Source organism: Kitasatospora sp. NPDC059747 (genome assembly GCF_042732955.1).
Lineage (GTDB): Bacteria > Actinomycetota > Actinomycetes > Streptomycetales > Streptomycetaceae > Kitasatospora.
In genome coordinates, this window is record NZ_JBHWGV010000071.1 from 24431 (window position 1) to 49715 (window position 25285).

The window sequence follows — 25285 nt, forward strand, 5'->3', positions numbered from 1 at the left end:
CACCCGGGTGGAGTCGGGTAAAAGCGGCCCGCCCCGTCCGCGTACGTGCCTACGCTGGCGGCGTGACGGAACCCCTCAGCAACCCTGTCGGCGCATACCTGCGCCACCCGCATCTGCACGGTGACCTGGTCACCTTCGTCGCCGAGAACGACGTCTGGCTCGCCCCGCTGGACGCTGGCCGGGCCTGGCGGCTGACGGCCGATCACCTGCCCGTCCACCACCCGCGGTTCTCCCCGGACGGGCGGCACATCGCCTACACCTCCGCCCGGGACGGCGCGCCCGAGGTGCACGTCGTGCCGGTGGACGGCGGCCCGTCGCGGCGTCTGACCCACTGGGGCAGCGGCCAGACCCAGCTACAGGGGTGGACCGCCGACGGCCGTCCGATCGCCACCACCACCGCCGGGCAGGCCACCCTGCGCCGCACCTGGGCGCACGCGGTGCCGCTGGACGGCGGCGAGCCGGTGCGGCTGCCGTACGGGCCGGTCGGCGGGCTGGCCTTCGAGCCGGACGGCGACCGGGTGCTGCTGGGCACCGTCAACAACCGCGAACCGGCCTGGTGGAAGCGCTACCGGGGCGGCCGGGCGGGCAAGCTGTGGATCGGCCGGGACGAGTTCGTCCGGATCCACGAGGACCTCGACGGGCAGCTCTCCTCGCCGCTGTGGGTGGCCGGCACGGACGGCTCGCGGATCGCGTTCCTGTCCGACCACGAGGGCGTCGGCGAGCTCTACTCCAGCCTCCCGGACGGCACCGGCCTGCGCCGCCACACCACCTCCCCGGACGGCTTCTACGCCCGCAACGCCGCCACCGACGGCACCCGGGTGGTCTGGCACCGGGCCGGCGACCTGTGGCTCCTGGAGGACCTGGCCGAGGGCGCCGAGCCGCGCCGCCTGGACGTCCGGCTGGCCGGGCCGCGCACCGGCCGCCGCCCGCGCCCGGTGCACGCCGCGCACTGGCTGGAGACCGTCGCCCCGGACCGCACCGGCCGGGCCAGCGCCGTCGTGGTGCGCGGGAGCGTGCACTGGCTGACCCACCGCGAGGGCCCGGCCCGGGTGCTGGACGAGACGCCGGGCGTGCGCGGCCGGCTGGCCCGCGTGGTGCCGGGCGAGGACGGCGCGCAGGGCGTGCTGTGGGTGTCGGACGCCGGGGGCGAGGACGGGCTGGAGTTCGCCCCCGCCGTCCACGGCGCCGAGCGCCGCCGGCTGGCCGCCGGACAGCTCGGCCGGGTCAACTCGCTGGTGGTCTCCCCGGACGGCAAGCAGGCGGCGCTCGGCGTGCACGACGGCCGGGTGCTGCTGGTGACGCTCGCCGACGGCGCCGTGCACGAGCTGGCCCGCAGCACCGACGGCGAGGTCAGCGGCCTGGTGTTCAGCCCGGACTCCGCGTGGCTGGCCTGGTCGCGACCGGTGCCGGGCAGCGGGGCGTGGTCGCTGCGCCAGATCGTGCTGGCGAACCTGGCCACCCGGACGGTCGGCGAGGTCACCCAGCAGCGCTTCGTCGACACCGCGCCGGCCTTCACCGCGGACGGCCGCTACCTGGCCTTCCTGTCGGAGCGCAACTTCGACCCGGTCTACGACTCGCACGTCTTCGACCTGTCCTTCCCCAACGGCTGCCGCCCGTACCTGATCACGCTGGCCGCCGACACGCCGTCCCCGTTCGGCCCGCAGCGGGCCGGGCGCCCGCTCGGCGGGGAGGACGAGGAGCCGCGCGGCAAGAAGGGCGACGGCGAGGAGGGCGGCGCCGACGCCGCGCCGGTGACCAGGGTCGACCTGGACGGCATCGCCGACCGGATCGTCCCCTTCCCGGTGGAGGGCGGCCGCTTCGGCGCGCTCAAGGCGGGCAAGGACGGCGTGCTGTGGACGCGCCTGCCGCTGCTCGGCGAACTCGGCGACGAGGCGGCCTCGCTGGAGGACGAACGGCCCCGGGCCACGCTGGAGCGCTTCGACCTCAAGAAGCGCCGGGCCGAGCCGCTCGTGCACGGCCTGGACTGGTTCGCGGTCAGCGGGGACGGCAGCCGGCTGGCGGTCGTGGACGAGGGCGAGCTGCGGATCCTCCCGGCCGACCACAAGGCGGGCGACGAGGACGAGACGGCCGTCGACCTCGCCCGGCTGCGGGTGACGGTCGACCCGGCCGCCGAGTGGCGCCAGATGTACGCCGAGAACGGCCGGCTGATGCGCGACAACTTCTGGCGCCCGGACCTCGCCGGCGTCGACTGGGACGGCGTCCTGGAGCGCTACCGCCCGCTGGTCGAACGGGTCGGCTCGCACGACGACCTGGTCGACCTGCTCTGGGAGGTGCACGGCGAACTCGCCACCTCGCACGCCTACGTCATGCCCTACGGCCTGCACACCGAGCCCGCGCGGCGCCAGGGCCTGCTCGGCGCCGACCTGGTCAAGGACGGGGACCTCTGGCGGATCGCCCGGATCCTGCCCGGCGAGTCCTCCGACCCCCGGGCCCGCTCGCCGCTCGCCGCGCCCGGCGCCGCGATCCGCCCCGGGGACGCCGTCCTCGCCGTCAACGGCCGCCCGGTGGACCCGGTCACCGGCCCGGCGCCGCTGCTGGCCGGGACCGCCGGGCAGCCCGTCGAGCTCACCGTGGCCGGCAAGGACGGCACCGACCAGCGCCACCCGGTGGTCGTCCCGCTCGCCGACGAGGAGGCGCTGCGCTACCACGACTGGGTGGCCGGGCGCCGGGCCGAGACCCGCGAGCTGTCCGGCGGGCGGCTCGGCTACCTGCACATCCCGGACATGCAGAGCGCCGGCTGGGCCCAGCTCCACCGCGACCTGCGCTCCGAGATGGCCAAGGAGGGCGTGATCGTCGACATCCGGGAGAACCGGGGTGGCCACACCTCCCAGCTGGTGATCGAGAAGCTGGCCCGCCGGATCGTCGGCTGGAACGTCGCCCGGGACATCACCAGCTCGCAGCCCTACCCCGGGGACGCCCCGCGCGGACCGGTCGTCGCGCTCGCCGACGAGTACTCCGGTTCGGACGGCGACATCGTCAACGCCGCGATCCAGGCACTGGGGCTCGGCCCGGTGGTCGGCACCCGGACGTGGGGCGGGGTGATCGGCATCGACAGCCGCTACCACCTGGTCGACGGCACCCTGGTCACCCAGCCCAAGTACTCGTTCTGGCTGGAGAACTACGGCTGGGGCGTGGAGAACCACGGCGTCGACCCGGACGTCGAGGTGCCGATCGCGCCGCACGAGTGGGCCGCGGGCGAGGACCCGCAGCTGGCCGCCGGCGTGCGCATCGCGCTGGCCGCGCTCGCCGAGGCGCCGGCCCGGACGGCGCCGCCGCTGCCCTGGCAGTAGGGGCGGGTCCGGAGCGGGAAGTCGGGTGGGCCGACTTCCCGCTCCGGGCGGTGAGTAGGATGCGGGGCTGATCTTGCTCGACAGCTCTACGGGGGAGCACATGGCACAGGGCTATCCATCACCGCAGCAGTACGGCCAGAACCCTTACGCACAGCCGCAGCCGCCGCAGCAGGCGTACCCGGCGCAGGGGTACCCGCCGAATCCGTACGGGCAGCAGCAGCCGCCGCAGCAGTACCAGCAGCCGCAGCAGCAGTCGCCACAGCCGTACCAGCAGCCACAGCCACCGCAGCAGTACCAGCAGCAGTCGCCGCAGCAGTACCAGCAGCCGCAGCAGCAGCAGTACCAGCAGCCCCAGCCGCAGTACGGTCAGAATCCGTACCCGCCGCACGGGCAGAACCCGTACCCGGCGCACGGCCAGCCGTACCAGCCGCAGCCGGCCCAACAGCCGCAGCCCGCGCAGCCGTACGCGGCCCACGGGCAGGGGTTCGACGCCGCCACCGCGGCGCCCACGCCGCCGGAGACCAGCAACTACCGGCGCTTTCCGGCCATCCTGATCGACTTCCTGGTCGCCGTCGGCCCGGCCTTCGCCGTCGCGAACAAGGCCGGCCACGCGGGCAAGCACGGCGCGGTCGCCGGCGTGCCGTGGATCGTCGGCCTGCTGGCCACCGGCCTCGTCCTGTCGTTCGTCAACCAGGTGCTGCTCGCCCGCCTCACCGGCTTCAGCGTCGGCAAGGGCGTCATGGCGCTGCGGGTGATCCGCCGCAAGCGCGTCATGCACCCCAACACCTGGCGGCTCACCCGGCGTTGGCTGATCGGCTTCGTCGTCCTGCTGGTCAGCTGGCTCAGCGAGGAGTTCGAGGGCGAGGGCGACATCGTCGGCGTGCGGATCGTGCGCTGGAAGCACCTGCGGGAGTACGAGCAGGCCACCGGGCGGCTCGGCTAGGCTGCGGCCGTACGGCCCCAGCGCAGACGAAGCACGACCCCGAACGCGATCCCGAGGAGAATCCGATGGCCGGCGAGCCGCAGCCCGACTGCCTGTTCTGCAAGATCGTGGCGGGCGACATCCCGGCCACGGTGGTGCGCAAGACCGAGCGCGTCCTCGCCTTCCGCGACATCGCCCCGAAGGCGCCGGTGCACGTCCTCGTCATCCCGCACGTCCACTACCCGAACGCCGCCGCGCTGGCCGCCGCCGAGCCGGAGATCGCCGGCGAACTCCTCGCCGAGGCGGGCCTGGTGGCCAGGGACGAGGGCGTCGAGGACTACCGGCTGATCTTCAACACCGGCGCCGGCGCGGGGCAGACCGTCTTCCACGCGCACGTGCACGTGCTCGGCGGCAAGCCGATGACCGAGAGCATGGTCTGACCTACGTGTCGCAGCGCGAACTCGTCGTCCTCGGCACCGCCAGCCAGGTGCCCACCCGGCACCGCAACCACAACGGCTACCTCCTGCGCTGGGACGGCGAGGGACTGCTGTTCGACCCCGGAGAGGGCACCCAGCGGCAGATGCTGCACGCCGGGGTCTCGGCCACCCAGATCACCCGGATCGCCGTGACCCACTTCCACGGCGACCACTGCCTGGGCCTCGCCGGGGTGATCCAGCGGATCAACCTGGACCGCGTCCCGCACCCGGTCGACGTCTACTTCCCCGCCTCCGGCGAGGTCTACTTCGAGCGGCTGCGGCACGCCACCGCCTACCACGAGACGGCGGTGCTGCGCCCGCGCCCGATCGACGAGCCGGGCCCGCTGCCCGCGCCCGGCGCGCGCTTCGCGCTGGACGCGGTGCGCCTCTCGCACCCGGTGGAGTCCTTCGGCTACCGGCTGTCCGAGCCGGACGGCCGCCGCCTGGTGCCCGAACGGCTCGCCGCCCTCGGCATCCGGGGCCCGGCGGTCGGCCGGCTGCAGCACGATGGCGCGATCGAGGCGGACGGCCGGACGGTCACCCTGGACGAGGTCAGCGAGCCCAGGCTCGGCCAGAAGTTCGCGTTCGTGATGGACACCCGGCTCTGCGAGGGCGTCCACGAACTGGCCGAGGGTGCCGACCTGCTGGTCGTCGAGTCCACCTTCACCGACGCCGACGCCCACCTCGCCGAGGACCACGGCCACCTCACCGCCGGGCAGGCCGCCAAGGCCGCCGCCGAGGCCGGTGTGCGCACCCTCGTGCTGACCCACTTCTCCCAGCGCTACCCCGACCTCGGCCAGCACCTGGCCGACGCCCGCAAGCACTTCGACGGCGAACTGGTGCTCGCCGGCGACCTCGCCCGGGTGCCCGTCCCGCCGCGGCGGCTGCCCTGAGCGTCCGCCTTCGCGCTCGCGGAACCCGTGGTGAGGCCGGGAGCGCCGAAAAGGGCTCGCGCCGTCCCCCGATCTGCCGCAGCATCGTCGGGTGCGGCCCCGCCGCCCGCCGCGGCGATCACGCTCGCGGCGTACCCTGGTGCCCCGGAGACACCGAGCGGCACACGACACCACGGATGGGATGAGGCAGGCCCCAGCGCCGACCTATGAGTGACACATCGCAGACCCGTACCAATGGTCAGTCGCGCCCCGAACCGGCCGACGACGGCCGCGTCAGCGCCCGGATCGTCATCCCCGAAAAGCACCCGATGGTCACCCTGCTCGGCACGGCGGACTCGCTGCTGCGCGTGATCGAGCAGGGCTTCCCCGCCGCCGACATCCACGTCCGCGGCAACGAGGTGACCGCCACCGGGGCACCCGCCGAGGTCGGCCTCGTGCAGAAGCTCTTCAACGAGATGATGCTGGTGCTGCGCACCGGCCAGCCCCTCACGGAGGACTCCGTGGAGCGTTCCATCGCCATGCTCCGCAGCCAGGAGGAGGACCCGGACAGCCCGGCGCCGTCCCAGGTGTTCACCGCGAACATCCTGTCCAACCGCGGCCGCACGATCCGCCCCAAGACCCTCAACCAGCAGCGCTACGTCGACGCGATCGACCGGCACACGATCGTCTTCGGCCTCGGCCCGGCCGGCACCGGCAAGACCTACCTCGCGATGGCCAAGGCCGTCCAGGCCCTGCAGGCCAAGGAGGTCAACCGGATCATCCTGACCCGCCCGGCCGTCGAGGCGGGGGAGCGGCTGGGCTTCCTGCCCGGCACCCTCTACGAGAAGATCGACCCGTACCTGCGCCCGCTGTACGACGCGCTGCACGACATGATGGACCCGGACTCCATCCCGCGCCTGATGGCGGCCGGCACCATCGAGGTCGCCCCGCTCGCCTACATGCGCGGCCGGACCCTCAACGACGCCTTCATCATCCTGGACGAGGCCCAGAACACCTCGCCCGAGCAGATGAAGATGTTCCTCACCCGCCTCGGTTTCAACTCCCGGGTGGTGGTCACCGGCGACACCAGCCAGATCGACCTCCCGGGCGGCACCCGCAGCGGTCTCAAGGTCGTCCAGGAGATCCTGGCCGACGTGCCCGACATCCACTTCTCCGTCCTCACCAGCACCGACGTGGTCCGCCACAAGCTGGTCGGCCGGATCGTGGACGCGTACGAACGCTGGGACGCCCGGCAGGAGGCCGAGGACAACGCCCCGGCCGCCCGCAAGCCCGCCCAGCGGCGCGCGGCGAGCAAGGCCACGGCGCCCCGCGCACCCCGACAGTCCCATCGCACCGAAAGCTGAGCGAACAGCCCGTCATGTCGATCGACATCGCCAACGAGTCCGGTTGGGACGCCGACGAGGAAGCCATCCTCGACGTCGCCCGCTTCGCCCTGGACAAGATGCGGATCCACCCGCAGTCCGAACTGTCCGTGATCCTGGTGGACGGCGCGGCGATGGAGGAGCTGCACATCCAGTGGATGGACCTCCCCGGACCCACCGACGTGATGTCCTTCCCCATGGACGAGCTGCGCCCCGGCAAGGAGGGCGAGGAGCTGCCGCAGGGCCTGCTCGGCGACATCGTGCTCTGCCCCGAGGTCGCCGAGCAGCAGGGCAAGGCGGCCCCGTCCAAGCACTCGATGGACGAGGAGCTCCAGCTGCTCACCGTCCACGGCGTGCTGCACGTGCTCGGCTACGACCACGAGGAGCCCGAGGAGGAGGAAGAGATGTTCGCCCTCCAGAAGCGGATCCTCGACGACTGGCGGGCCGGTCGCGGGCTCGGCGGCCTCTCGCCGGCCCCCACCACCCACTGAGCGCGGAGCCCGAACTCCTGTGAGTGGTGAGAGTACGAGCTTCATCCTCGGTGCCGTGCTGCTCGTCGTGCTCGGCTGGCTGGCCGCGTGCGCCGAGGCGGGCATCTCCCGGGTGTCCCGGTTCCGGGCCGAGGAGGCCGTCCGCTCCGGGCGGCGCGGCTCGGCCCGGCTGCTGACCGTCGCCTCCGACCCGATCCGCTACCTCAACCTGGCCACCCTGATCCGGGTGGCCAGCGAGATGGCGGCGGCCGTCCTGGTCACCGTGGTGTGCGTGCGCAACGTGGCCCCGACCTGGCAGGCCGTGCTGCTCGCCTTCGGCGTGATGGTGCTGGTGTCGTTCGTCGCGGTGGGCGTCTCGCCGCGCACGATCGGGCGCCAGCACCCGCTGACCACGGCGACCGCGGCCTCCTTCGTGCTGCTGCCGCTGGCCGCCGTGCTCGGCCCGATCCCGCGGCTGCTGATCCTGCTCGGCAACGCGCTGACCCCGGGCAAGGGCTACCGCGAGGGGCCGTTCGCCTCCGAGGCGGAGCTGCGCGCCCTCGTCGACCTCGCCGAGAAGGACGACCTGATCGAGGACGAGGAGCGCCGCATGGTGCACTCGGTCTTCGAGCTGGGCGACACCATCGTCCGCGAGGTCATGGTGCCGCGCACCGACCTGGTGATGATCGAGCGGCACAAGACCGTCCGGCAGGCGCTGACGCTGGCGCTGCGCTCGGGCTTCTCGCGCATCCCGGTGGTCGGCGACAACGAGGACGACGTCGTCGGCATCGTCTACCTGAAGGACCTCGTCCGGCGCACCCACATCAACCGGGAGGCCGAGTCGGAGGAGGTCGGCGCGGTGATGCGCCCGGCCGTCTTCGTCCCGGACTCCAAGCCGGCCGGCGACCTGCTGCGCGAGATGCAGCAGCGCCGCTCGCACGTGGCGATCGTGATCGACGAGTACGGCGGCACGGCCGGCCTGGTCACCATCGAGGACGTCCTGGAGGAGATCGTCGGCGAGATCACCGACGAGTACGACCGGGAGATCGCGCCCGTGGAGGACCTCGGCGACGGCTCCTACCGGATCACCGCCCGCCTCCTGGTCGAGGACCTCGGCGAACTCTTCGGCATCGAGCTGGAGGACGAGGACGTCGAGACCGTCGGCGGCCTGCTCGCCAAGCACCTCGGCCGCGTCCCGATCCCCGGCTCCGCCTGCGAGATCCCGCTGCCCGAACCCGCCGACACCGGCCTGACCGGCATCCTGCTGACCGCCGAGTCCTCCGCCGGCCGCCGCAACCGCATCGGCTCGATGGTCGCCACCCCCGTCCGCCGGGCCGACGACCCCTCGGACGACCAGGGCGAGTAGCCGCGAGTAGCGGCGGCGGGTCGGCGGAGCGACCATGGAGGGCATGACGCATCAACTTCGCGCGGAGTACGGCCCGCAAGGGGCGGCGGGCGGGGTCAAGGTCTGGCACGTGGTCCGGGACGGCGACCTCGCGATGGCGCTGTGCGGCCGGACCATGGCGGACGAGGCCGAGACCCGGCCCGAGCAGGAATGGGGCACCGGGTTGCGCTGCTGTCAGCAGTGCGGCTCGCTCTACATGCACGAGGTCCCGCACATGCAGGGGAGCCATCCCTACAGCTAGGCCGGGTGCCGCCCGGCCGGCCCATGGTGGAGGTCGCCATGAAGCTGCAAGACGAACTGCCCGTCGACTCGAAGCTCGCCACCGTGTGGCGGGCCGGGGCGGGGCTCGGGGGGATCTTCCTGATCGTGTTCGGGTGCCTCGGCCTGGCCGACCACCCGGGGTTCCTCGCGACGCACGGTGACCGCGTCGCCGGGCTGTCGACCAACGGGACGCTGAGCATCCTGTCCATCGTGGTGGGCGCGATCCTGGTGGTGGGGGCGGTGATCGGCGGGAACTTCGCGTCGAACCTGAACATGGTGGTCGGCGTGCTGTTCGTGCTGTCAGGGTTCTACGGGCTGACGGTGCTCGGCCGGCCGGACGCCAACATCCTCAACTTCCGGATGTCGAACGTGCTGTTCGCCTTCGTGTTCGGGACCGTCGTGACGACGTTCGGGATGTACGGACGGGTGAGCAGCCACCTGCCGCACGACAACCCGTTCTGGCGCGGGCGCATCGAGCGGGAGACGCCGCTGCCGTCCGGTCCGAAGACCTTCGTCAAGGTCCTCAACCCGAACCCGGGACCGACCCAGCCGGTCGGCCACTGAGGGCCGCCCCGGGCCCCGCGGGCCGGTCGGCGCCTATGCTCGGCGCATGAGTGACAACGTCGAGCTCGACCCCGAAGACAAGAAGATCATCACCCTGGCCCGCTCGGCCCGCGCCCGCAACGGCGTCCCCGAGGGGGCCGCGGTGCGTGACGAGACCGGGCGGACGTACGTGGCCGGGACGGTCGCGCTGGAGTCGCTGCGGCTGAGCGCGCTGCAGACGGCCGTCGCGATGGCGGTGGCCAGCGGGGCGAAGTCGCTGGAGGCGGCGGCCGTGGTGAGCGAGGCGGAGCGGCCGGCCGAGGCCGACCTGGCGGCCGTGCGGGACCTCGGCGGGGCCGGGACGCCACTGCTGCTGGCCGGTCCGGACGGGACGCTCCGGGTGGCGGTCAAGGCCTCCTGAGGGGCGTTCTCGCGCGTTCCCGACGCGTCGGTGGCCCGGCGGAACGTTCCTGCGTTCAGCAGATAATCTCACCGGAGGGGAATCGGTGAGGGGGCTGGGGACATGGGCACGGTGGCGTTCTTCGCCGGGCTGCTGCTGTTCGTGATGGGGATGGGCAAGTGGCAGGAGACCGGCTCGCCCTGGTGGCTCGGGGGCTCGCTGGCCTTCCTCCTGCTGCTGATCGTCGCCGCGCTGACCTCGCGCGGCGGCGGTTCGAAGGGCTGACCGCGCGGCCGGGTCGGCCGGCTCCCGGTGATCAGGGAGAATGGAGCGCATGAGTGCCCCTTCCTCCCCGTACCGATCCGGATTCGCGTGCTTCGTCGGCCGGCCCAACGCGGGCAAGTCGACCCTGACCAACGCCCTGGTGGGGACGAAGGTCGCGATCACCTCCGACCGTCCGCAGACCACCCGGCACACCGTGCGCGGCATCGTCCACCGCCCGGACGCCCAGCTCGTCCTGGTGGACACCCCCGGTCTGCACAAGCCCCGCACCCTGCTCGGCGAGCGCCTCAACGACCTGGTCCGCTCCACCTGGGCCGAGGTCGACGTGATCGGCTTCTGCCTGCCCGCCGACCAGAAGCTCGGCCCCGGCGACAAGTTCATCGCCAAGGAGCTCGCCGAGATCAAGAAGACCCCCAAGGTCGCCATCGTCACCAAGACCGACCTGGTCGACTCCAAGCGGCTGGCCGAGCAGCTGATCGCCGTCCACCAGCTCGGCGTCGAGCTGGGCATCGAGTGGGCCGAGATCATCCCGGTCTCGGCGGTGGGCGACAAGCAGGTGGAGCTGGTCGCCGACCTGATCACCAAGCTGCTGCCGGAGGGCATGCCGCTGTACCCGGACGGCGACCTCACCGACGAGCCCGAGCAGATCATGGTCGCCGAGCTGATCCGTGAGGCCGCCCTGGAGGGCGTGCGGGACGAGCTGCCGCACTCGCTGGCCGTCGTGGTCGAGGAGATGCTGCCGCGCGAGGGCCGCCCGGCGGACCGTCCGCTGCTGGACATCCACGCGAACGTCTACATCGAGCGGCAGAGCCAGAAGGCGATCGTCATCGGCGCCAAGGGCGCGCGGCTCAAGCACGTCGGCACGACGGCCCGCAAGCACATCGAGGCGCTGCTCGGCACGCCGGTCTTCCTCGACCTGCACGTCAAGGTGGCCAAGGACTGGCAGCGCGACCCGAAGCAGCTGCGCAAGCTCGGGTTCTGACCGGCCGCGGGGCCGGGTGCCGCGCGGGGGGTGCCCGGGGAACGTCCTACGCGCCCTCGCGCAGCACCAGCGACACCAGCTCGCGCTGCGAGTCGGTGAGCTTCGGGTCGGCGCAGTGGACCGTGCGGCCGTCGACGGTGATCTCGTAGTGGAAGCCGTCCGGCACCCCGTACGACGGGGCCCGCAGCCCGCCCGCGACGGCCTCGCGGGCGAGCGCGTGGACGTGCGGGGCGTCCGTACGGTCGGTGGTGTCGAGCTCCGCGCGGCGGACGATTCCCGCGAGGCCGCCGGTCCGGGTCACCTGGATACGCATGGTGGCCATGGTGCTACGTAGGGATGGGTTTTTGCCGGGCTTTTCCCGGACCGTGACCTTAAGCCCGGCTCAACCTGGTCTCGGCCGGTCCCGAACTCCCGCTCCCCGGCCCGGGGAACGGGAGTTCGGGGGCCGGGGTGCCGTCAGCCGGGGCTGACGCCCACCTGCGCCCACGCGGCCGTCACGGTGTCCGCGATCGAACTCCGGTCGGGGTAACGGGCCTTGGCGGCGGCCACGGTGGCCCGGGCGAAGGCCGTGAAGTCGGCGTCGGCGGGCAGCCGGCGGCCGGTCAGCGCGTCGTACCAGATCCGTCCGGCGCACTCCCAGGCCGAGCCGCCGAGCGCGGTGGCCAGCAGGTAGAACGCGTGGTTGGGGATGCCGGAGTTGATGTGCACGCCGCCGTTGTCCCCGGCGGTCTGCACGTAGTCCCGCATGTGCGCCGGCTGCGGGTCCTTGCCGAGGCGCGGGTCGTCGTAGGCGGTGCCGGGCGCCTTCATCGAGCGCAGCGCGACGCCCTGCACGCCGGGGGCGAGCAGGCCGGCGCCGATCAGCCAGTCGGCGTCGGCCGCGCCCTGGCGCAGCGCGTACTGCTTGACCAGCGAGCCGAAGACGTCGGAGACCGACTCGTTGAGCGCCCCCGGCTGGTCCCGGTACTCCAGGCCGGCGGTGAACTGGGTGACGCCGTGGGTGAGTTCGTGGCCGATGACGTCGATGCAGGCGGTGAAGTCGCCGAACACCTCGCCGTCGCCGTCGCCGAAGACCATCCGCTTGCCGTTCCAGAACGCGTTGTCGTAGTCCTGGCCGTAGTGCACCGTCGCGTCCAGCCGCAGCCCGCGGCCGTCGACGGAGCGGCGGCCGAAGGCGTCGGCGTACAGCGCGAAGGTCGCGCCGAGGCCGTCGTAGGCGTGGTCGACGGACCGGTCGGCGACCGGGGCCTGGCCCTCGGTGCGGACGGTCCGTCCGGGCAGCCGCTCGCTGTGGCCGGTGTCGGCGATCACCCGGCTGAGCCCGGTGGCACCCGGGCCGGCGGGGCCGGCGGGGGCGGCCGGGGGAGCGGCGTGGCGGGTCGAGCGGTGGGCGGCGTCGAGGAGCAGGGAGCGGGCGGCGGGCTCGTGACCGGCCTCGGCGAGGTGGTCGAGGACGTACGGCGGAACGATGGTGCACAGCGGCGGCGCGGCAGTCATGTGGCCCAGAGTGAGGCCTCGATGACCGGTTGTCACCGGCGCGCGCGCAAGCGGAGGCGCCGGTGCCGCCGTCTCAAGGAGTGGGAAGGTTGCCCGGATCACTTCGGGGGCGCACGTGCCTCGGTTACGCTGGGGATCATCATGCGCAACGGGCTGCTTCTTCTTAGCTGCCGCGTCGAGGGCCTGTAGTCCACTGGGGCCGGCTCCCTCGCCGCGGGGATCGAGCTGTGCGCGTCATCCGGCGGTCCAACGGCGGATCGTGAGCGGCAGCAGGCCGGCCAGTCGGTGTTTTCCCCCCTTTCACAGGACCCGACCAGCCCCGCACCCACAGGAAGCCGAGAGCCGTTCCATGACCGAGCAGACCTCCGCCGCGCCCATCCCCGCCGGCCGGGCCTTCGTCGACCGTCCCACCCCGATCACCGCCGCGAGCGTGCGCCAGCAGCCGTCCGGCATGCGCCACGGGCGCTACCTGCCGTTCGGCACGGTCGACCTGCCCGACCGCACCTGGCCGGACAAGGTGATCACCAAGGCGCCGCGCTGGCTGTCCACCGACCTGCGGGACGGCAACCAGGCGCTGATCGACCCGATGTCGCCGGCCCGCAAGCGCAAGATGTTCGACCTGCTGGTCTCGATGGGCTACAAGGAGATCGAGGTCGGCTTCCCGTCCTCCGGGGCCACCGACCACGCCTTCGTACGGTCGCTGATCGAGGAGGGGGCGATCCCCGAGGACGTCACCATCTCGGTGCTGACGCAGGCCCGCGAGGAGCTGATCGAGAAGACCGTCGAGTCGCTGGTCGGCGCCCCGCGCGCGACCGTCCACCTGTACAACGCGACCGCGCCGCTCTTCCGCCGGGTGGTGTTCCGCAACGACATGGCGGCCACCAAGGCGATCGCCACCGACGGCACCCGGCTGGTGATGGAGTACGCGGAGAAGCTGCTGGGCGAGGACACCGTCTTCGGCTACCAGTACTCGCCGGAGATCTTCGTCGACACCGAGCTGGACTTCGCGCTGGAGGTCTGCGAGGCGGTCATGGACGTCTGGCAGCCGGGCGAGGGCCGCGAGATCATCCTGAACCTGCCGGCCACCATCGAGCGGGCCACCCCGAACGTCCAGGCCGACCAGTTCGAGTGGATGTCGCGCAACCTGTCGCGCCGCGAGTTCGTCTGTCTGTCGGTGCACCCGCACAACGACCGTGGCACCGCCGTCGCCTCCGCCGAACTGGCCTACATGGCCGGTGCGGACCGCATCGAGGGCTGCCTGTTCGGCCAGGGCGAGCGGACCGGCAACGTCGACCTGGTGACCCTGGGCATGAACCTGTTCTCGCAGGGCGTCGACCCGCAGATCGACTTCTCCGACATCGACGAGGTGCGCCGCACCGCCGAGTACTGCAACCAGATGGAGGTGCACCCGCGCCACCCGTACGCCGGTGACCTGGTCTACACCTCCTTCTCGGGCTCGCACCAGGACGCCATCAAGAAGGGCTTCGACGCCCTGGAGGCGGACGCGAAGGCGGCGGGCGTGCCGGTGGCGGAGCACACCTGGGGCGTGCCGTACCTGCCGATCGACCCGAAGGACGTCGGCCGCACCTACGAGGCGGTCATCCGGGTCAACAGCCAGTCCGGCAAGGGCGGTGTCGCGTACGTCCTGAAGAACGACCACAAGCTGGACCTGCCGCGCCGCATGCAGATCGAGTTCTCCCGGATCATCCAGGCCAAGACCGACGCCGAGGGCGGCGAGGTCACCCCGGCCGAGATCTGGCGGGTCTTCGAGGACGAGTACCTGCCGACCACGGACAACCCGTGGGGCCGGATCACGCTGAGCGGTTCGCGCACCCTGACCACCGAGGACGGCCGGGACGCGCTGATCGCCGGGGCCGTGGTGGACGGCGTGCCGGTCACCCTGACCGGTGTCGGCAACGGCCCGGTCTCCGCGTTCGCCGACGCGCTGGGCCGGATCGACGTGGACGTGCGGGTCCTGGACTACTCCGAGCACGCGCTGAGCGAGGGCGGCGACGCCCAGGCCGCCGCGTACGTCGAGTGCGCGGTGGACGGCAAGGTGCTGTGGGGCGTGGGCATCGACGCCAACACCGTGCTGGCGTCCCTGAAGGCGATGATCAGCGCCGTCAACCGGGCGCAGCGCGGGTAGTTCGTACGAGTGGCACGCACGGAGGGCCGTCCTGCGGGGCGGCCCTCGGCGTTGCCCGCCCCGACTGTGTCCTGGGCCACATTTTTTCGCTCCGGAAGGCGTTCGGGGTACTGACACCCGCCTCCGGGCGTGGCAACATCGATCCACCGGAAAGCCGGGTCGGTGGGACGGCCTCGGTGTCCGGTCGCGTGACCTGCCCATAGTTGTGCAGGCCGCCTGCCATGTCTGGGGAGTGGCGCCGTGACCAGCTTGTGGGGTGTTCGCCCGAGGTGGCGGACCGACGTTCTCGGTGACTTCTTCTGCCCGGGCTGCGGCGGGGACCGCAACTACCGCCGGCAGCACGGCCGGCGGTGGCTGCGGCTGCTGGGCACCCCGGTGCTCCCGCTCGGACCGGTGATCGGCAGCGTGCAGTGCACCGGCTGCGACGGCCGGTACGGGGTCGAGAGCCTCGAACAGCCCACCTGCGTCCGGCTCGGCGGCATGCTGCGGGACGCCCAGTACACGATCGCGCTGGCCCTGCTCGCGGCCGGCGGCACCGCCCACCGCGCGGCCCGCGAGGCCGCCTGCGCGGCGGTGCGCGAGGCCGGGTTCGAGGACTGCGGCGAGGCCCAGGTGCTGGCCGCGCTCGCCGCCCTGTCCGGGCTCGGCGGCGAACTCTACGACGCCCAGGACCTGGGGGCACCTCCCGGCCGGAGGCTGGGGGAGGCCGGCGGCCTCGCCGTGGAACTGCACGCGGTGCTCGAACCGCTCGCCCCGCACCTGGCCCACCAGGGCCGCGAGCGGCTGCTGCTCCAGGGCGCGGCGATCGCGCTCGCCGACGGGCGCTACCTGCCGCAGGAGCGGGAGGCGCTGGCCGCGGTCGGGCGCTGCCTGGACCTGCCCCAGACCCGGGTCTCGGCGCTGCTGGAGGCGGCCACCCGGGCGCCGTACTAGACCTGCTCTCTCCACACACTGCCGCAGAGCCATCACCAACCCCCACAAACGGGCCCGTCTCCCCCCCTCCGGGCCCGCCGTGACCCGCACCGCACAGGTCCTCCCCCACGGCCTGGGTGCGGGCACACGGCTGCGCCCGGGTGGGCGACAATGGTGGGCATGGCGGAGCGAGCGAGTCATTGAACAGGTGCGAGTGGGCGAATGCCCCTGCCGAGCGTAGCGAGGCGGGCGCATGAGCTTGTTCCGGGACGACGGCGTGGTGCTGCGGGCGCAGAAGCTCGGCGAGGCCGACCGGATCATCACCCTGCTGACCCGCCAGCACGGCAAGGTGCGCGCGGTGGCGCGCGGGGTGCGCAAGACCAAGTCCAAGTTCGGCGCCCGGCTGGAGCCGTTCTCGCACGTGGACGTGCAGTTCTTCAGCCGGGGGAGTGAGCTGATCGGCCGCGGGTTGCCGCTGTGCACCCAGGTCGAGACGATCGCGCCGTACGGCGGTTCGATCGTCACCGACTACGGCCGGTACACCGCCGGGACGGCGATGCTGGAGACGGCCGAGCGCTTCGCCGAGAACGAGGGCGAGCCGGCCGTCCAGCAGTACCTGCTGCTCGTGGGGGGTCTGCGCACGCTCGCGGCCGGGCTGCACGAGTCGCACCTGGTGCTGGACGCCTTCCTGCTGCGCTCGCTCGCGGTGAACGGGTACGGCGCGAGCTTCACCGACTGCGCCAAGTGCGGGCTGGACGGGCCGAACCGTTTCTTCTCGCTCCCGGCGGGCGGGGTGCTGTGCGCGGACTGCCGAGTGCCCGGATGTGCCGTACCCTCCCCTGAGACACTGGTACTGCTCGGGGCGCTGCTGTCGGGCGACTGGCAGACGGCGGATTCCTGCGAGCCGCGGTACTGGCGGGAGGGCAGCGGCCTCGTCGCGGCCTATCTGCAGTGGCACCTGGAGCGGGGAATCCGCTCGATGAGATACGTGGAGAAGTGAGCACATGGCAGCGCGACGGCTCTTCGGCGGCGGCAAGCAGCGGGAGTACCTCCCCCCGACCCCGCACCCCAGCGGCGCCCGGCCCCCGAAGATCCCCGGCGAGCTGGTGCCGAACCACGTCGCCATCGTGATGGACGGCAACGGCCGCTGGGCCAAGGAGCGCGGGCTGCCGCGCACCGAGGGCCACAAGGTCGGCGAGGCGGTCGTGCTGGACGTGCTCAAGGGCGCGATCGAGCTCGGCGTGAAGAACATCTCGCTGTACGCGTTCTCCACCGAGAACTGGAAGCGCTCGCCCGACGAGGTGAAGTTCCTGATGAACTTCAACCGGGACGTCATCCACCGCCGCCGCGACGAGATGGACGCGATGGGCGTGCGGGTGCGCTGGGCCGGCCGGATGCCCAAGCTGTGGAAGAGCGTCGTCCAGGAGCTCAAGGTCGCCGAGGAGCAGACCAAGGACAACGACGCCGTCACGCTCTACATGTGCGTCAACTACGGCGGCCGGGCCGAACTGGCGGACGCGGCGCAGGCCATCGCGGCCGACGTCGCGTCCGGCAAGCTCGACCCGAAGAAGGTCGGCGAGAAGACCATCGCCAAGTACCTGTACCACCCGGACATGCCGGACGTGGACCTGTTCCTGCGCCCCAGCGGCGAGCAGCGCACCTCCAACTTCCTGCTCTGGCAGTCCGCTTACGCCGAGTTCGTGTTCCAGGACGTGCTCTGGCCGGACTTCGACCGCCGCGACCTGTGGCGTGCCTGCGAGCAGTACGCGATGCGCGACCGGCGCTTCGGCGGGGCCATCCCGAACGAGGTGCCCGCGCAGGGAGTCCCCGCGCAGCGCTGAGGACACGACGGAAGGGCCCGTGGGATCCGTTCCCACGGGCCTTTCCGTCGTTCCGTCAGGCGTGTGCGGCCCGTCAGGCCTTCTTGGCGCACTCCGCGCAGGTGCCGAAGATCTCCAGCGTGTGCGCGATGTCGCTGAACCCGTGCTCCGAGGCGACGGAGTTGGCCCACCGCTCCACCGCCGGGCCCTCGACCTCGACGGTCGCGCCGCAGTGCCGGCAGACCAGGTGGTGGTGGTGACCGCTGCTGCAGCGCCGGTACACCGCCTCGCCGTCGGCGGTGCGCAGCACGTCGACCTCGCCGGCGTCGGCGAGGGACTGGAGCGTGCGGTAGACCGTGGTCAGCCCGACGGAGTCTCCGCGGTGCTTGAGCATGTCGTGGAGCTCCTGCGCGCTGCGGAAGTCCTCGATCTCGTCCAGGGCCGCCGAGACGGCGGCACGCTGCCGGGTCGATCGGGCACGCGGCGACGGGCCGGCGGTGGTCACCGTGGGTCCTCCTGGGGTGGTGGGCGTCTCGCACCTCATTGTGCCAGCCCCGCCCGCCCCTCCGGCGTGCCCGCGTCAGAGGTGTTCGAAGAAGCCCGTCCGGGCAGTTGGACGTCGCACTCGCGCGGCCCCGGGTCGGCGCCCGCCCGGTGGCGGCGTCGGGCCAGCGGCGCGGCGATCGCGCTGAACACCGCGAAGACCGCGATGGCGAGCAGCACGATGGCCGGGCCGGAGGGCACGTCGAGCTGGTAGGAGCCGGTGACGCCGGCCAGCGAGACGACCACGCCGAGCGCGATCGAGGCCGCCTGGGTGGCGGCGAAGGAGCGGGTGAGCTGCTGGGCGGCCACCACCGGGACCACCATCAGGGCGCTGACCAGCAGCAGGCCGACGACCCGCATGGCGACGGTGACGGTGACCGCGGCCATGACCGCGAGCAGCAGGTTGAGCGTGCGCACCGGCAGGCCGGTGACCCGGGCGAAGTCCTCGTCCTGGCAGATCGCGAAGAGCTGGCGGCGCAGGCCGACGGTGACGGCGATGACCACCGCGCCGAGTGCGGCGATCGCGGCGAGGTCCGCGGGGGCGACGGTGAGGATGGAGCCCCACAGGTAGCTCTCCAGCGAGCCGGCCCCGGCCTGGGCGGAGAGCGAGACGAGGAGCTTGCCGCAGGCCATGCCGCCGTAGAAGAGCATCGCGAGGGCGATGTCGCCGCGCTGGTTGCCGCGCGAGCGGACGAGCTCCATGGTGACGGCGCCGAGCACGCAGACCAGGACGGCCATCCAGACCGGGCTGGTCTGGAAGATGAAGCCGAGTCCGACGCCGGTCATCGCGACGTGGCCCATGCCGTCGCCCATCAGGGCCTGGCGGCGCTGCACCAGGTAGATGCCGACGGCGGGGGCGGTGATCCCGACCAGTACGGCGGCGAGCAGGGCGCGCTGCATGAAGTCGTAGGAGAGCATCTCGGTCATGCGAGCAGCCTCGGCGGGGTGTGGTCGGCGTGCGGGTGGACGTGGTCGTGGCCGGGCAGGGCGTGCAGGCCGGTGTTTGGCACGGGCGGGCCGTCGTGCGCGACGCAGCCGTCCCGGAGCACCACGGCGCGGTCGATCAGCGGCTCCAGCGGCCCGAGTTCGTGCAGGACGAGGAGCACGGAGGCGCCGCGGGCGACCTCGGCGCGCAGGGTGTCGGCGAGCACCTGCTGGCTGGCGGCGTCGACGCCGGCCATCGGCTCGTCCATGATCAGCAGGTCGGGGGAGCCGACCAGGGCGCGGGCGATGAGCACGCGCTGCTGCTGGCCGCCGGAGAGGTCGCCGACGCCGTCCCCGGCCCGGTCGAGCATGCCGACGGCGGCGAGCGCGCGGTCCACGGCGTCCCGGTCCCTGCGGCGGAACGGCAGCAGGCGGTGCTGCGGGAGCCGTCCGGTGGAGACGACCTCGCGCACCGTCGCCGGGACGCCGGAGGCGGCGGTGGTGCGCTGCGGGACGTACCCGATCCGGTGCCAGGCGCGGAACTTGGCGAAGGGGATGCCGAACAGCTCCAGCGCGCCCTGCTCCAGCGGGACGGAGCCGATCACGGTCTTGACGGTGGTCGACTTGCCGGAGCCGTTCGCGCCGAGCAGGGCGACGACCTCGCCGGGCTCGACCGTGAGGTCGATCCCGCGCAGCACCGGCCGGCCGCCGCGCGAGGCGACGGCGCTGTGGAGGCGGACGGCCGGGGGTATCGGGTGGTTCATCGGGGGTCCCGTCAGCTGGCGGTGGGCGCGGGGGTCGGGGCGGTGGTGGCCGGGGCGTCCGTCGTCGGGGCGGTGCCGGTCGGGGCGGCGGCAGGAGCTGCGCCCAGGGCGGCCTGGAGGTTGGCCAGGTTCTGCCGCATCACGCTCAGGTAGTCGTCCTTGGCCGGGTCCTTGACGCCCTCCAGCGGGTCCAGGACCGCGGTCTTGAGACCGAGGTCCTTGGCGACGGTGTTGGCGAGCTTGGGGTCGACGAGGGCCTCGAAGAAGATCGTGGTGACGCCGTTGTCCTTGGCGGCCTTCTGCACCGCGGCGAGGCGGGCCGGGGTGGGCTCGGACTCCGGGTCGACGCCGTTGATGGCGACCTGGGTGAGGCCGTAGTGGTCGGCGAGGTAGCCGAAGGCGGCGTGGCTGGTGACGAAGGTCCTGGTCCTGGCGTCCTTCAGCCCGGTCTGGAACTCCTTGTCCAGGGCGCCGAGCCGGTTGACGAGGTCGTCGGTGTTCTTCCGGTAGTCGTCCGCGTGGGCCGGGTCGGCCTTGGCGAAGGAGTCGCCGACGCTCTTGGCGATCGCCGCGTAGCGGGCCGGGTCGAGCCAGATGTGCGGGTCGCCGGCCGGGCCGTCGTGCTTGTGGCCGTCGCCCGCGGCGGTGTCCTCGTCGAGGTGGTGGTCGACCAGCGGGCTGGCGGCGGTGGCGTCGATCTTCGCCTTCGCGGAGGACTGGCCGACGGCCTGGTCGACGGTCGGCTGCAGGCCCTTGAGGTAGAGGATCGCGTCGGCCTTCTGGACGCTCGCGACCTGCTTGGCGGTGAGCTCCAGGTCGTGCGGCTCGACGCCAGGGGCGGTGAGGTCGGTGACCGCGACGTGGTCCTTGCCGATCTGCTGGGCGAGGAACTCCATCGGGTAGAAGGAGGCGACGACGTTCAGCTTGCCGTCCGCGTCCTTGGCGCTGCTGCTGCCGCCGCACGCGGTGAGCGTGAGCGCGGCGGCGATCGTGGTGGCGGCCAAGGCTATGGAGGTGCGAGCGTGTCGTCGGATCATCATGACAATCATTCTCATCTTGATTGGAAACGATTGTCAAATCACTCGGGTGGGTGAACGGCGGGTGACCGGCTCGGGTGGTGCGATGGGAATCAGTGGGGCCGGTCCGACGATACCGATTTGAACCCCGTACCCATGGGGCCGGTAATCTGAGGTATTCGGGTACGAGCAACCAGCCGTGCCCTGACCGTGCCTTACGTACTGAAGAGAGCACTGTGGCCGCCGACAAGATCGACACGATCGTCAGCCTGAGCAAGCGCCGTGGCTTCGTCTACCCCTGCAGCGAGATCTACGGCGGTACGCGTGCCGCCTGGGACTACGGGCCGCTGGGCGTCGAGCTCAAGGAGAACATCAAGCGCCAGTGGTGGCGCACGATGGTGCAGGCCCGTGAGGACGTCGTCGGACTGGACTCGTCGGTGATCCTCGCCCGCGAGGTGTGGGAGGCCTCCGGCCACGTCGCCACCTTCAACGACCCGCTGACCGAGTGCCTTTCCTGCCACAAGCGCCACCGCGCCGACCACCTTGAGGAGAAGTACGAGGCCAAGCACGGCTTCCCGCCGCCGAATGGCCTCAAGGACGTCAACTGCCCCGACTGCGGCACCAAGGGCCAGTTCACCGAGCCCAAGGACTTCTCGGGCATGCTGAAGACCCACCTCGGCGTCACCGAGGAGGCCGGCGGCCTGGCCTTCCTGCGCCCCGAGACCGCCCAGGGCATCTTCACCAACTTCAAGGCAGTCCAGACCACTTCGCGCAAGAAGCCGCCGTTCGGCATCGCCCAGACCGGCAAGAGCTTCCGCAACGAGATCACCCCCGGCAACTTCATCTTCCGCACCCGCGAGTTCGAGCAGATGGAGATGGAGTTCTTCGTCAAGCCGGGCGAGGACGAGCAGTGGCACGAGTACTGGCTCCAGCAGCGCTGGGACTGGTACGTCGGCCTCGGCCTGCGCACCGAGAACATGCGCTTCTTCGAGCACCCGAAGGAGAAGCTCTCCCACTACGCCAAGCGCACGGTGGACATCGAGTACCGCTTCAACTTCGGCGGTAGCGAGTTCTCCGAGCTCGAGGGCGTCGCCAACCGCACCGACTACGACCTGCGGGTGCACAGCGAGGCTTCCGGCCAGGACCTCAAGTACTTCGACCAGGAGAGCGGCGAGCGGTACTTCCCGTACGTCATCGAGCCGGCGGCCGGCCTCAACCGCGCCATGCTGGCCTTCCTGATCGACGCCTACTTCGAGGACGAGGCGCCCAACGCCAAGGGCGTCCTGGAGAAGCGCGTCGGCATGCGGCTCGACCCGCGCCTGGCCCCGGTCAAGGTCGCCGTCCTGCCGCTGTCGCGCAACGCCGAGCTGTCCCCGAAGGCCCGCGGCCTCGCCGCCGACCTGCGCACCGCGTGGAACGTCGAGTTCGACGACGCCGGCGCCATCGGCAAGCGCTACCGCCGCCAGGACGAGATCGGCACGCCGTTCTGCGTCACCGTCGACTTCGACACCCTTGAGGACAACGCGGTGACCGTGCGCGAGCGCGACACCATGGCGCAGGAGCGCGTCTCGCTCGACCAGGTCAAGTCGTACCTGGCCGCGCGCCTGATCGGCTGCTGAGGCCGCTCGCTCTCCGGGGAGCCCCCGTTCGTCCTGCGGGACGGGCGGGGGCTTCCTCGCGTTCGGGCTCGGCGCCCTACCGCCGGCCCCAGCGGGAGCGGGCGGGCACGGCGGGTTCGGTCGGCAGGCCGGCCGCGCGGAGGGCGGCCAGGGTCGCGCGGTGCCTGGCCGGGTCGGCGTGCAGGGCGGCGAGGAGCAGGTCGTAGAGGCCGCGGTGGTGGTCCAGCGAGGCCGCCAGCCGGACGAGTTCGACGGGCGGGCGGAGCGCGGCGAGCTCGTGCAGCAGCACGGCGGGCAGGGGCGCCGGGAGGTCCGTCGCGAGGGCCGCGAGGTCGGCCGTCGGGCGGCCTGCGGCCTGGCGCAGCAGCGTCCGGACGTCGTTGTGGCGGCCCGCCTGCCGGAGGCCGGCGGCGAGGACGGTCAGCTCGGGCGTCGGGGCGGAGCCCCACTCCCACAGGAGCGTGGCCCCGTCGGCGAGTTGGCCGGCGTGCTCCAGGGCCGCGAGGAGGGCGGGCAGGGCGGTGGCCGGGTAGCCCCAGAAGGCGTGGAACAATTCGGCCGCCTCGTCGGCGAGCCCCGCCTCGCGCAGTTCGGCGAGCACCGCGACGGCGTGCTCGGGGGCCGTGTGCGCGGCGCTGCGGGCGAGTTGCCGGGAGGCCTCGCCCGGGCCTCTTCGGGCCAGGAGGCCGGCGAGCTGGGCGGTCTCGTCCGGGGTGAGCCGGACGGCGGCCTGGGTCAGCAGGTCGGCCACCTCGGTGAGGGCACCGCTGCGGTGGAGCGTGGTCACCCGCCCCGCCAGCGCCCCGATGTCCGGGCGCGGCGGTGGCGGCTCCGGGGTGGCGAATTGCGGCGCCTGCGCCGGGTGCTGGCGCAGGTCGAACTCCAACTGCTGTAGCTGGTCGCTCAGTTGGATGCACCGGGCGCCCAGGCCCTCGCGCAGCGTGCGCGCCTGGGCGAGCTGCCGCATGAGCTCCCCGTCCGGCCACTGCCGGTCCGGGGAGGCCTGTATCGCCTCGGTGAGCCGTCGCTCGCGCTGCCCGGCGTACCGGCTGGCGCGGAGTAACTCGTCCAGCTCCGCGCGCAGTTCGTGAGCCTGCAGTTCGCTTTCTTGCGCGCTCGACCGCATGCGCATGATCGCCCCACCCTGTCCATCTGGTCCCTGACTGCGAGACATCCTGGTGTCGGAATGTGGCGGGGCGGTTACGGGGGCACGTCCAGCCGTCTCCGGCTGGTGTCAAGGAGCGCGCGGACGGCGGTCGTTGCGAGAAGTGCGCCGGTCGCGCTCCGGGGGAGGCGGCCGGCCTCAGGCGGTGAGGCGGGCGCGGGCCTCAGGCGGTGAGGCGGGCGCGGACCTCCATGAGGGCGAAGCCGAGGAGGTTCTCCCCGCGCCACTCGGCCGGGCGTTCCGCGCGTTCGTCGTCGGCGGCGAGGCCGATGCCCCAGACGCGGTCGACCGGGCTGGCCTCGACGAGGACGCGGTTCGCGGTGCCGAGCAGGTAGCTGTGCAGGGCCTCGTCCTGGCCGAACTTCGCGACGTTGCCCGCCACGACGAGCTCGAAGCGCCCGGCCGTCCAGGTGGCCTCGTCGAAGTCCGCGACCAGTCGGCCGAGCTTCTTGGCCTCGGCGGGCGTGCGGGCCGCCAGGACGCGCCGCTCGATCGCGGCGTCCCCGAACATGCGCGCCTTGCCGGCCATCATCCAGTGCTCGGCGCTCGCGTACTCCACGCCGTCCACGGTGAACCGGCACGGCCACCACTGGCTCAGCGCGCCCTGCCCGATCGCGCCGTCCTGCCGGGCCCGGTGCCCCCAGAACATCAGCCACTTCGGCCGGGCGCCGGCGTCCACGAGCGCCGCCAGCTCCGTCCGGTCGCGGGTGTCGACCGGGTCCCCCATGTGCTCGTTGCTCATATCGTCATTCTGACACGAAGTTCCGGAGGCGGCGCAACCGTATTTCGATCGGACCCGGAGCAGCCTGGCGGGACAAGGCTGACCGGACGTCACCAAGGGGGCGCCGCCCGGACTGTTGAGAGCTCCCACTAGCATGCGCCGCATGGGACCACTGCAGCCAGATCCAGCTGAACTCGTCGTCGGCCTCTTCTGCTTCTTCCTGATATTCGGCGTTCTCGGTGCGGTGCTGCTGCCGCGCATCGAGAAGAACCTCGCCGCCCGTGCGGACGCCATCGAGGGCGGGGCCGAGCGGGCGGAGGCCGCGCAGGCGGAGGCGCGGGCCGTTCACGACCAGCTCCAGGCCGAGCTCAGCGCGGCCCGGCACGAGGCCGCGGAGATCCGCCAGAACGCCGCCGAGGAGGGCGCGGCCCTGATCGCGGCGGTGCGCGCCGAGGGCCAGGCGCAGCGCGACGGCATCGTCGCGGCGGCCAAGGTGCAGCTGGAGGCCGACCGCGTGCTCGCGGAGGCCGCGCTCAAGGAGGACGTCATCGCCGTAGCCGTCGACCTGGCGGGCCGCGTGGTGGGCGAGCCGCTGGGCGACCTGCCGCGCACGCGCGCGATCGCCGACGAGTTCTTCGCCGAACTGGACGCCGAGCCGGCCGCCACCGCCTGAGCCCGCACTCGACTCCCCGAGGGCCCGGATCCCCGCGATCCGGGCCCTCGGCCGTGCTCCGGCGAGGACACGGGGGGGGGGGGGGGCCCGCCCGCGGGGGGGGGGGGGGGGGGGAGCGGGGGCGCGGGCGGGGGGGGGGGGGGGGCGCGGGGGCGGGGGGCGGGGGGGGGGGGTGGGGT

The 25285-nt window shown here is 72.6% G+C and carries 26 protein-coding genes; 18 read left to right on the forward strand and 8 right to left on the reverse strand.

What is annotated here, in order from left to right:
• Positions 1–62: 62 nt before the first annotated feature.
• The 12 genes from ACFV4G_RS27615 to era all read left to right on the forward strand — a co-directional run bounded on the left by ACFV4G_RS27615 (position 63) and on the right by era (position 11306).
• Positions 63–3311, forward strand: a complete 3249-nt coding sequence (locus tag ACFV4G_RS27615; protein WP_380444797.1) for a S41 family peptidase — start codon at positions 63–65, stop codon at positions 3309–3311.
• Between the two features lie 100 nt (positions 3312–3411).
• The gene (locus ACFV4G_RS27620) at positions 3412–4254 is read left to right on the forward strand and encodes an RDD family protein (RefSeq protein ID WP_380444799.1); all 843 of its coding nucleotides are present in this window, start codon (positions 3412–3414) and stop codon (positions 4252–4254) included.
• Positions 4255–4319: 65 nt separating this feature from the next.
• Complete coding sequence (locus ACFV4G_RS27625) at positions 4320–4673, forward strand: histidine triad nucleotide-binding protein (protein WP_380444801.1); 354 nt, start codon at positions 4320–4322, stop codon at positions 4671–4673.
• Between the two features lie 5 nt (positions 4674–4678).
• Positions 4679–5602, forward strand: a complete 924-nt coding sequence (locus tag ACFV4G_RS27630) for a ribonuclease Z (RefSeq protein ID WP_380444803.1) — start codon at positions 4679–4681, stop codon at positions 5600–5602.
• Between the two features lie 206 nt (positions 5603–5808).
• The gene (locus ACFV4G_RS27635; protein ID WP_380444804.1) at positions 5809–6945 is read left to right on the forward strand and encodes a PhoH family protein; all 1137 of its coding nucleotides are present in this window, start codon (positions 5809–5811) and stop codon (positions 6943–6945) included.
• Positions 6946–6959: 14 nt separating this feature from the next.
• A complete protein-coding gene (gene ybeY, locus ACFV4G_RS27640) occupies positions 6960–7454 on the forward strand; it encodes an rRNA maturation RNase YbeY (RefSeq protein WP_063347517.1) in 495 nt (164 codons plus the stop codon).
• Between the two features lie 19 nt (positions 7455–7473).
• Positions 7474–8799, forward strand: coding sequence for a hemolysin family protein (locus ACFV4G_RS27645; RefSeq protein WP_380444806.1), 1326 nt, complete (start codon positions 7474–7476; stop codon positions 8797–8799).
• Between the two features lie 43 nt (positions 8800–8842).
• The gene (locus ACFV4G_RS27650) at positions 8843–9079 is read left to right on the forward strand and encodes a hypothetical protein (protein ID WP_380444808.1); all 237 of its coding nucleotides are present in this window, start codon (positions 8843–8845) and stop codon (positions 9077–9079) included.
• A 38-nt stretch (positions 9080–9117) separates the two neighbouring features.
• On the forward strand, positions 9118–9663 hold the full coding sequence (locus ACFV4G_RS27655) for a DUF4383 domain-containing protein (RefSeq protein ID WP_380444810.1): 546 nt from the start codon (positions 9118–9120) through the stop codon (positions 9661–9663).
• A 46-nt stretch (positions 9664–9709) separates the two neighbouring features.
• Positions 9710–10063: a cytidine deaminase gene (locus tag ACFV4G_RS27660; RefSeq protein ID WP_380444811.1), complete on the forward strand. Its 354-nt coding sequence runs from the start codon at positions 9710–9712 to the stop codon at positions 10061–10063.
• A 102-nt stretch (positions 10064–10165) separates the two neighbouring features.
• Positions 10166–10327, forward strand: a complete 162-nt coding sequence (locus ACFV4G_RS27665) for a hypothetical protein (RefSeq protein WP_380444812.1) — start codon at positions 10166–10168, stop codon at positions 10325–10327.
• A 49-nt stretch (positions 10328–10376) separates the two neighbouring features.
• Positions 10377–11306 (forward strand): GTPase Era, encoded by a 930-nt coding sequence (gene era, locus ACFV4G_RS27670; protein WP_359969813.1) that lies wholly within the window; start codon positions 10377–10379, stop codon positions 11304–11306.
• 46 nt (positions 11307–11352) lie between these two features.
• Here the strand turns inward: era and ACFV4G_RS27675 are convergent, their stop codons facing one another.
• Positions 11353–11619 carry a protealysin inhibitor emfourin gene (locus ACFV4G_RS27675; RefSeq protein ID WP_329931097.1) on the reverse strand — a complete coding sequence of 89 codons (267 nt, stop codon included), beginning with the start codon at positions 11617–11619 and terminating at the stop codon, positions 11353–11355.
• 143 nt (positions 11620–11762) lie between these two features.
• Positions 11763–12803 carry a M4 family metallopeptidase gene (locus ACFV4G_RS27680; RefSeq protein WP_380444814.1) on the reverse strand — a complete coding sequence of 347 codons (1041 nt, stop codon included), beginning with the start codon at positions 12801–12803 and terminating at the stop codon, positions 11763–11765.
• A 349-nt stretch (positions 12804–13152) separates the two neighbouring features.
• Here ACFV4G_RS27680 and leuA point away from each other — a divergent pair, with 349 nt between their 5' ends.
• From leuA to ACFV4G_RS27700, 4 genes are all read left to right on the forward strand, one after another.
• The gene (leuA, locus tag ACFV4G_RS27685) at positions 13153–14949 is read left to right on the forward strand and encodes a 2-isopropylmalate synthase (RefSeq protein WP_380444815.1); all 1797 of its coding nucleotides are present in this window, start codon (positions 13153–13155) and stop codon (positions 14947–14949) included.
• A gap of 240 nt (positions 14950–15189) precedes the next feature.
• The gene (locus ACFV4G_RS27690; RefSeq protein WP_380444816.1) at positions 15190–15882 is read left to right on the forward strand and encodes a TerB family tellurite resistance protein; all 693 of its coding nucleotides are present in this window, start codon (positions 15190–15192) and stop codon (positions 15880–15882) included.
• A gap of 232 nt (positions 15883–16114) precedes the next feature.
• Entirely contained in the window at positions 16115–16861 is a 747-nt protein-coding gene (gene recO, locus ACFV4G_RS27695) for a DNA repair protein RecO (protein ID WP_359969802.1), read from the forward strand.
• A gap of 4 nt (positions 16862–16865) precedes the next feature.
• Positions 16866–17702 carry an isoprenyl transferase gene (locus tag ACFV4G_RS27700; RefSeq protein WP_380444817.1) on the forward strand — a complete coding sequence of 279 codons (837 nt, stop codon included), beginning with the start codon at positions 16866–16868 and terminating at the stop codon, positions 17700–17702.
• A gap of 73 nt (positions 17703–17775) precedes the next feature.
• Here the strand turns inward: ACFV4G_RS27700 and ACFV4G_RS27705 are convergent, their stop codons facing one another.
• The 4 genes from ACFV4G_RS27705 to ACFV4G_RS27720 are packed head-to-tail and all read right to left on the reverse strand — an operon-like array spanning position 17776 to position 20952.
• Positions 17776–18186 (reverse strand): Fur family transcriptional regulator, encoded by a 411-nt coding sequence (locus ACFV4G_RS27705; protein WP_329931091.1) that lies wholly within the window; start codon positions 18184–18186, stop codon positions 17776–17778.
• Positions 18187–18221: 35 nt separating this feature from the next.
• Positions 18222–19151 (reverse strand): metal ABC transporter permease, encoded by a 930-nt coding sequence (locus ACFV4G_RS27710; RefSeq protein WP_380444818.1) that lies wholly within the window; start codon positions 19149–19151, stop codon positions 18222–18224.
• Complete coding sequence (locus tag ACFV4G_RS27715; RefSeq protein WP_380444819.1) at positions 19148–19912, reverse strand: metal ABC transporter ATP-binding protein; 765 nt, start codon at positions 19910–19912, stop codon at positions 19148–19150. Before ACFV4G_RS27715 ends, ACFV4G_RS27710 begins: the two co-directional genes overlap by 4 nt.
• 11 nt (positions 19913–19923) lie before the next feature.
• Positions 19924–20952, reverse strand: a complete 1029-nt coding sequence (locus ACFV4G_RS27720) for a metal ABC transporter substrate-binding protein (protein ID WP_380444820.1) — start codon at positions 20950–20952, stop codon at positions 19924–19926.
• Between the two features lie 212 nt (positions 20953–21164).
• On the opposite strand from ACFV4G_RS27720, the gene ACFV4G_RS27725 reads away from it, so the two are divergent.
• Complete coding sequence (locus tag ACFV4G_RS27725; RefSeq protein WP_380444821.1) at positions 21165–22547, forward strand: glycine--tRNA ligase; 1383 nt, start codon at positions 21165–21167, stop codon at positions 22545–22547.
• Between the two features lie 76 nt (positions 22548–22623).
• On the opposite strand, the gene ACFV4G_RS27730 is transcribed toward ACFV4G_RS27725, so the two are convergent.
• Positions 22624–23679: a hypothetical protein gene (locus ACFV4G_RS27730; RefSeq protein ID WP_380444822.1), complete on the reverse strand. Its 1056-nt coding sequence runs from the start codon at positions 23677–23679 to the stop codon at positions 22624–22626.
• A 196-nt stretch (positions 23680–23875) separates the two neighbouring features.
• Positions 23876–24454 (reverse strand): NADAR family protein, encoded by a 579-nt coding sequence (locus tag ACFV4G_RS27735; RefSeq protein WP_380444823.1) that lies wholly within the window; start codon positions 24452–24454, stop codon positions 23876–23878.
• A gap of 142 nt (positions 24455–24596) precedes the next feature.
• Between ACFV4G_RS27735 and ACFV4G_RS27740 the strand changes: the two genes are divergently transcribed.
• A complete protein-coding gene (locus tag ACFV4G_RS27740; RefSeq protein WP_380444824.1) occupies positions 24597–25106 on the forward strand; it encodes a hypothetical protein in 510 nt (169 codons plus the stop codon).
• Positions 25107–25285: the final 179 nt, after the last annotated feature.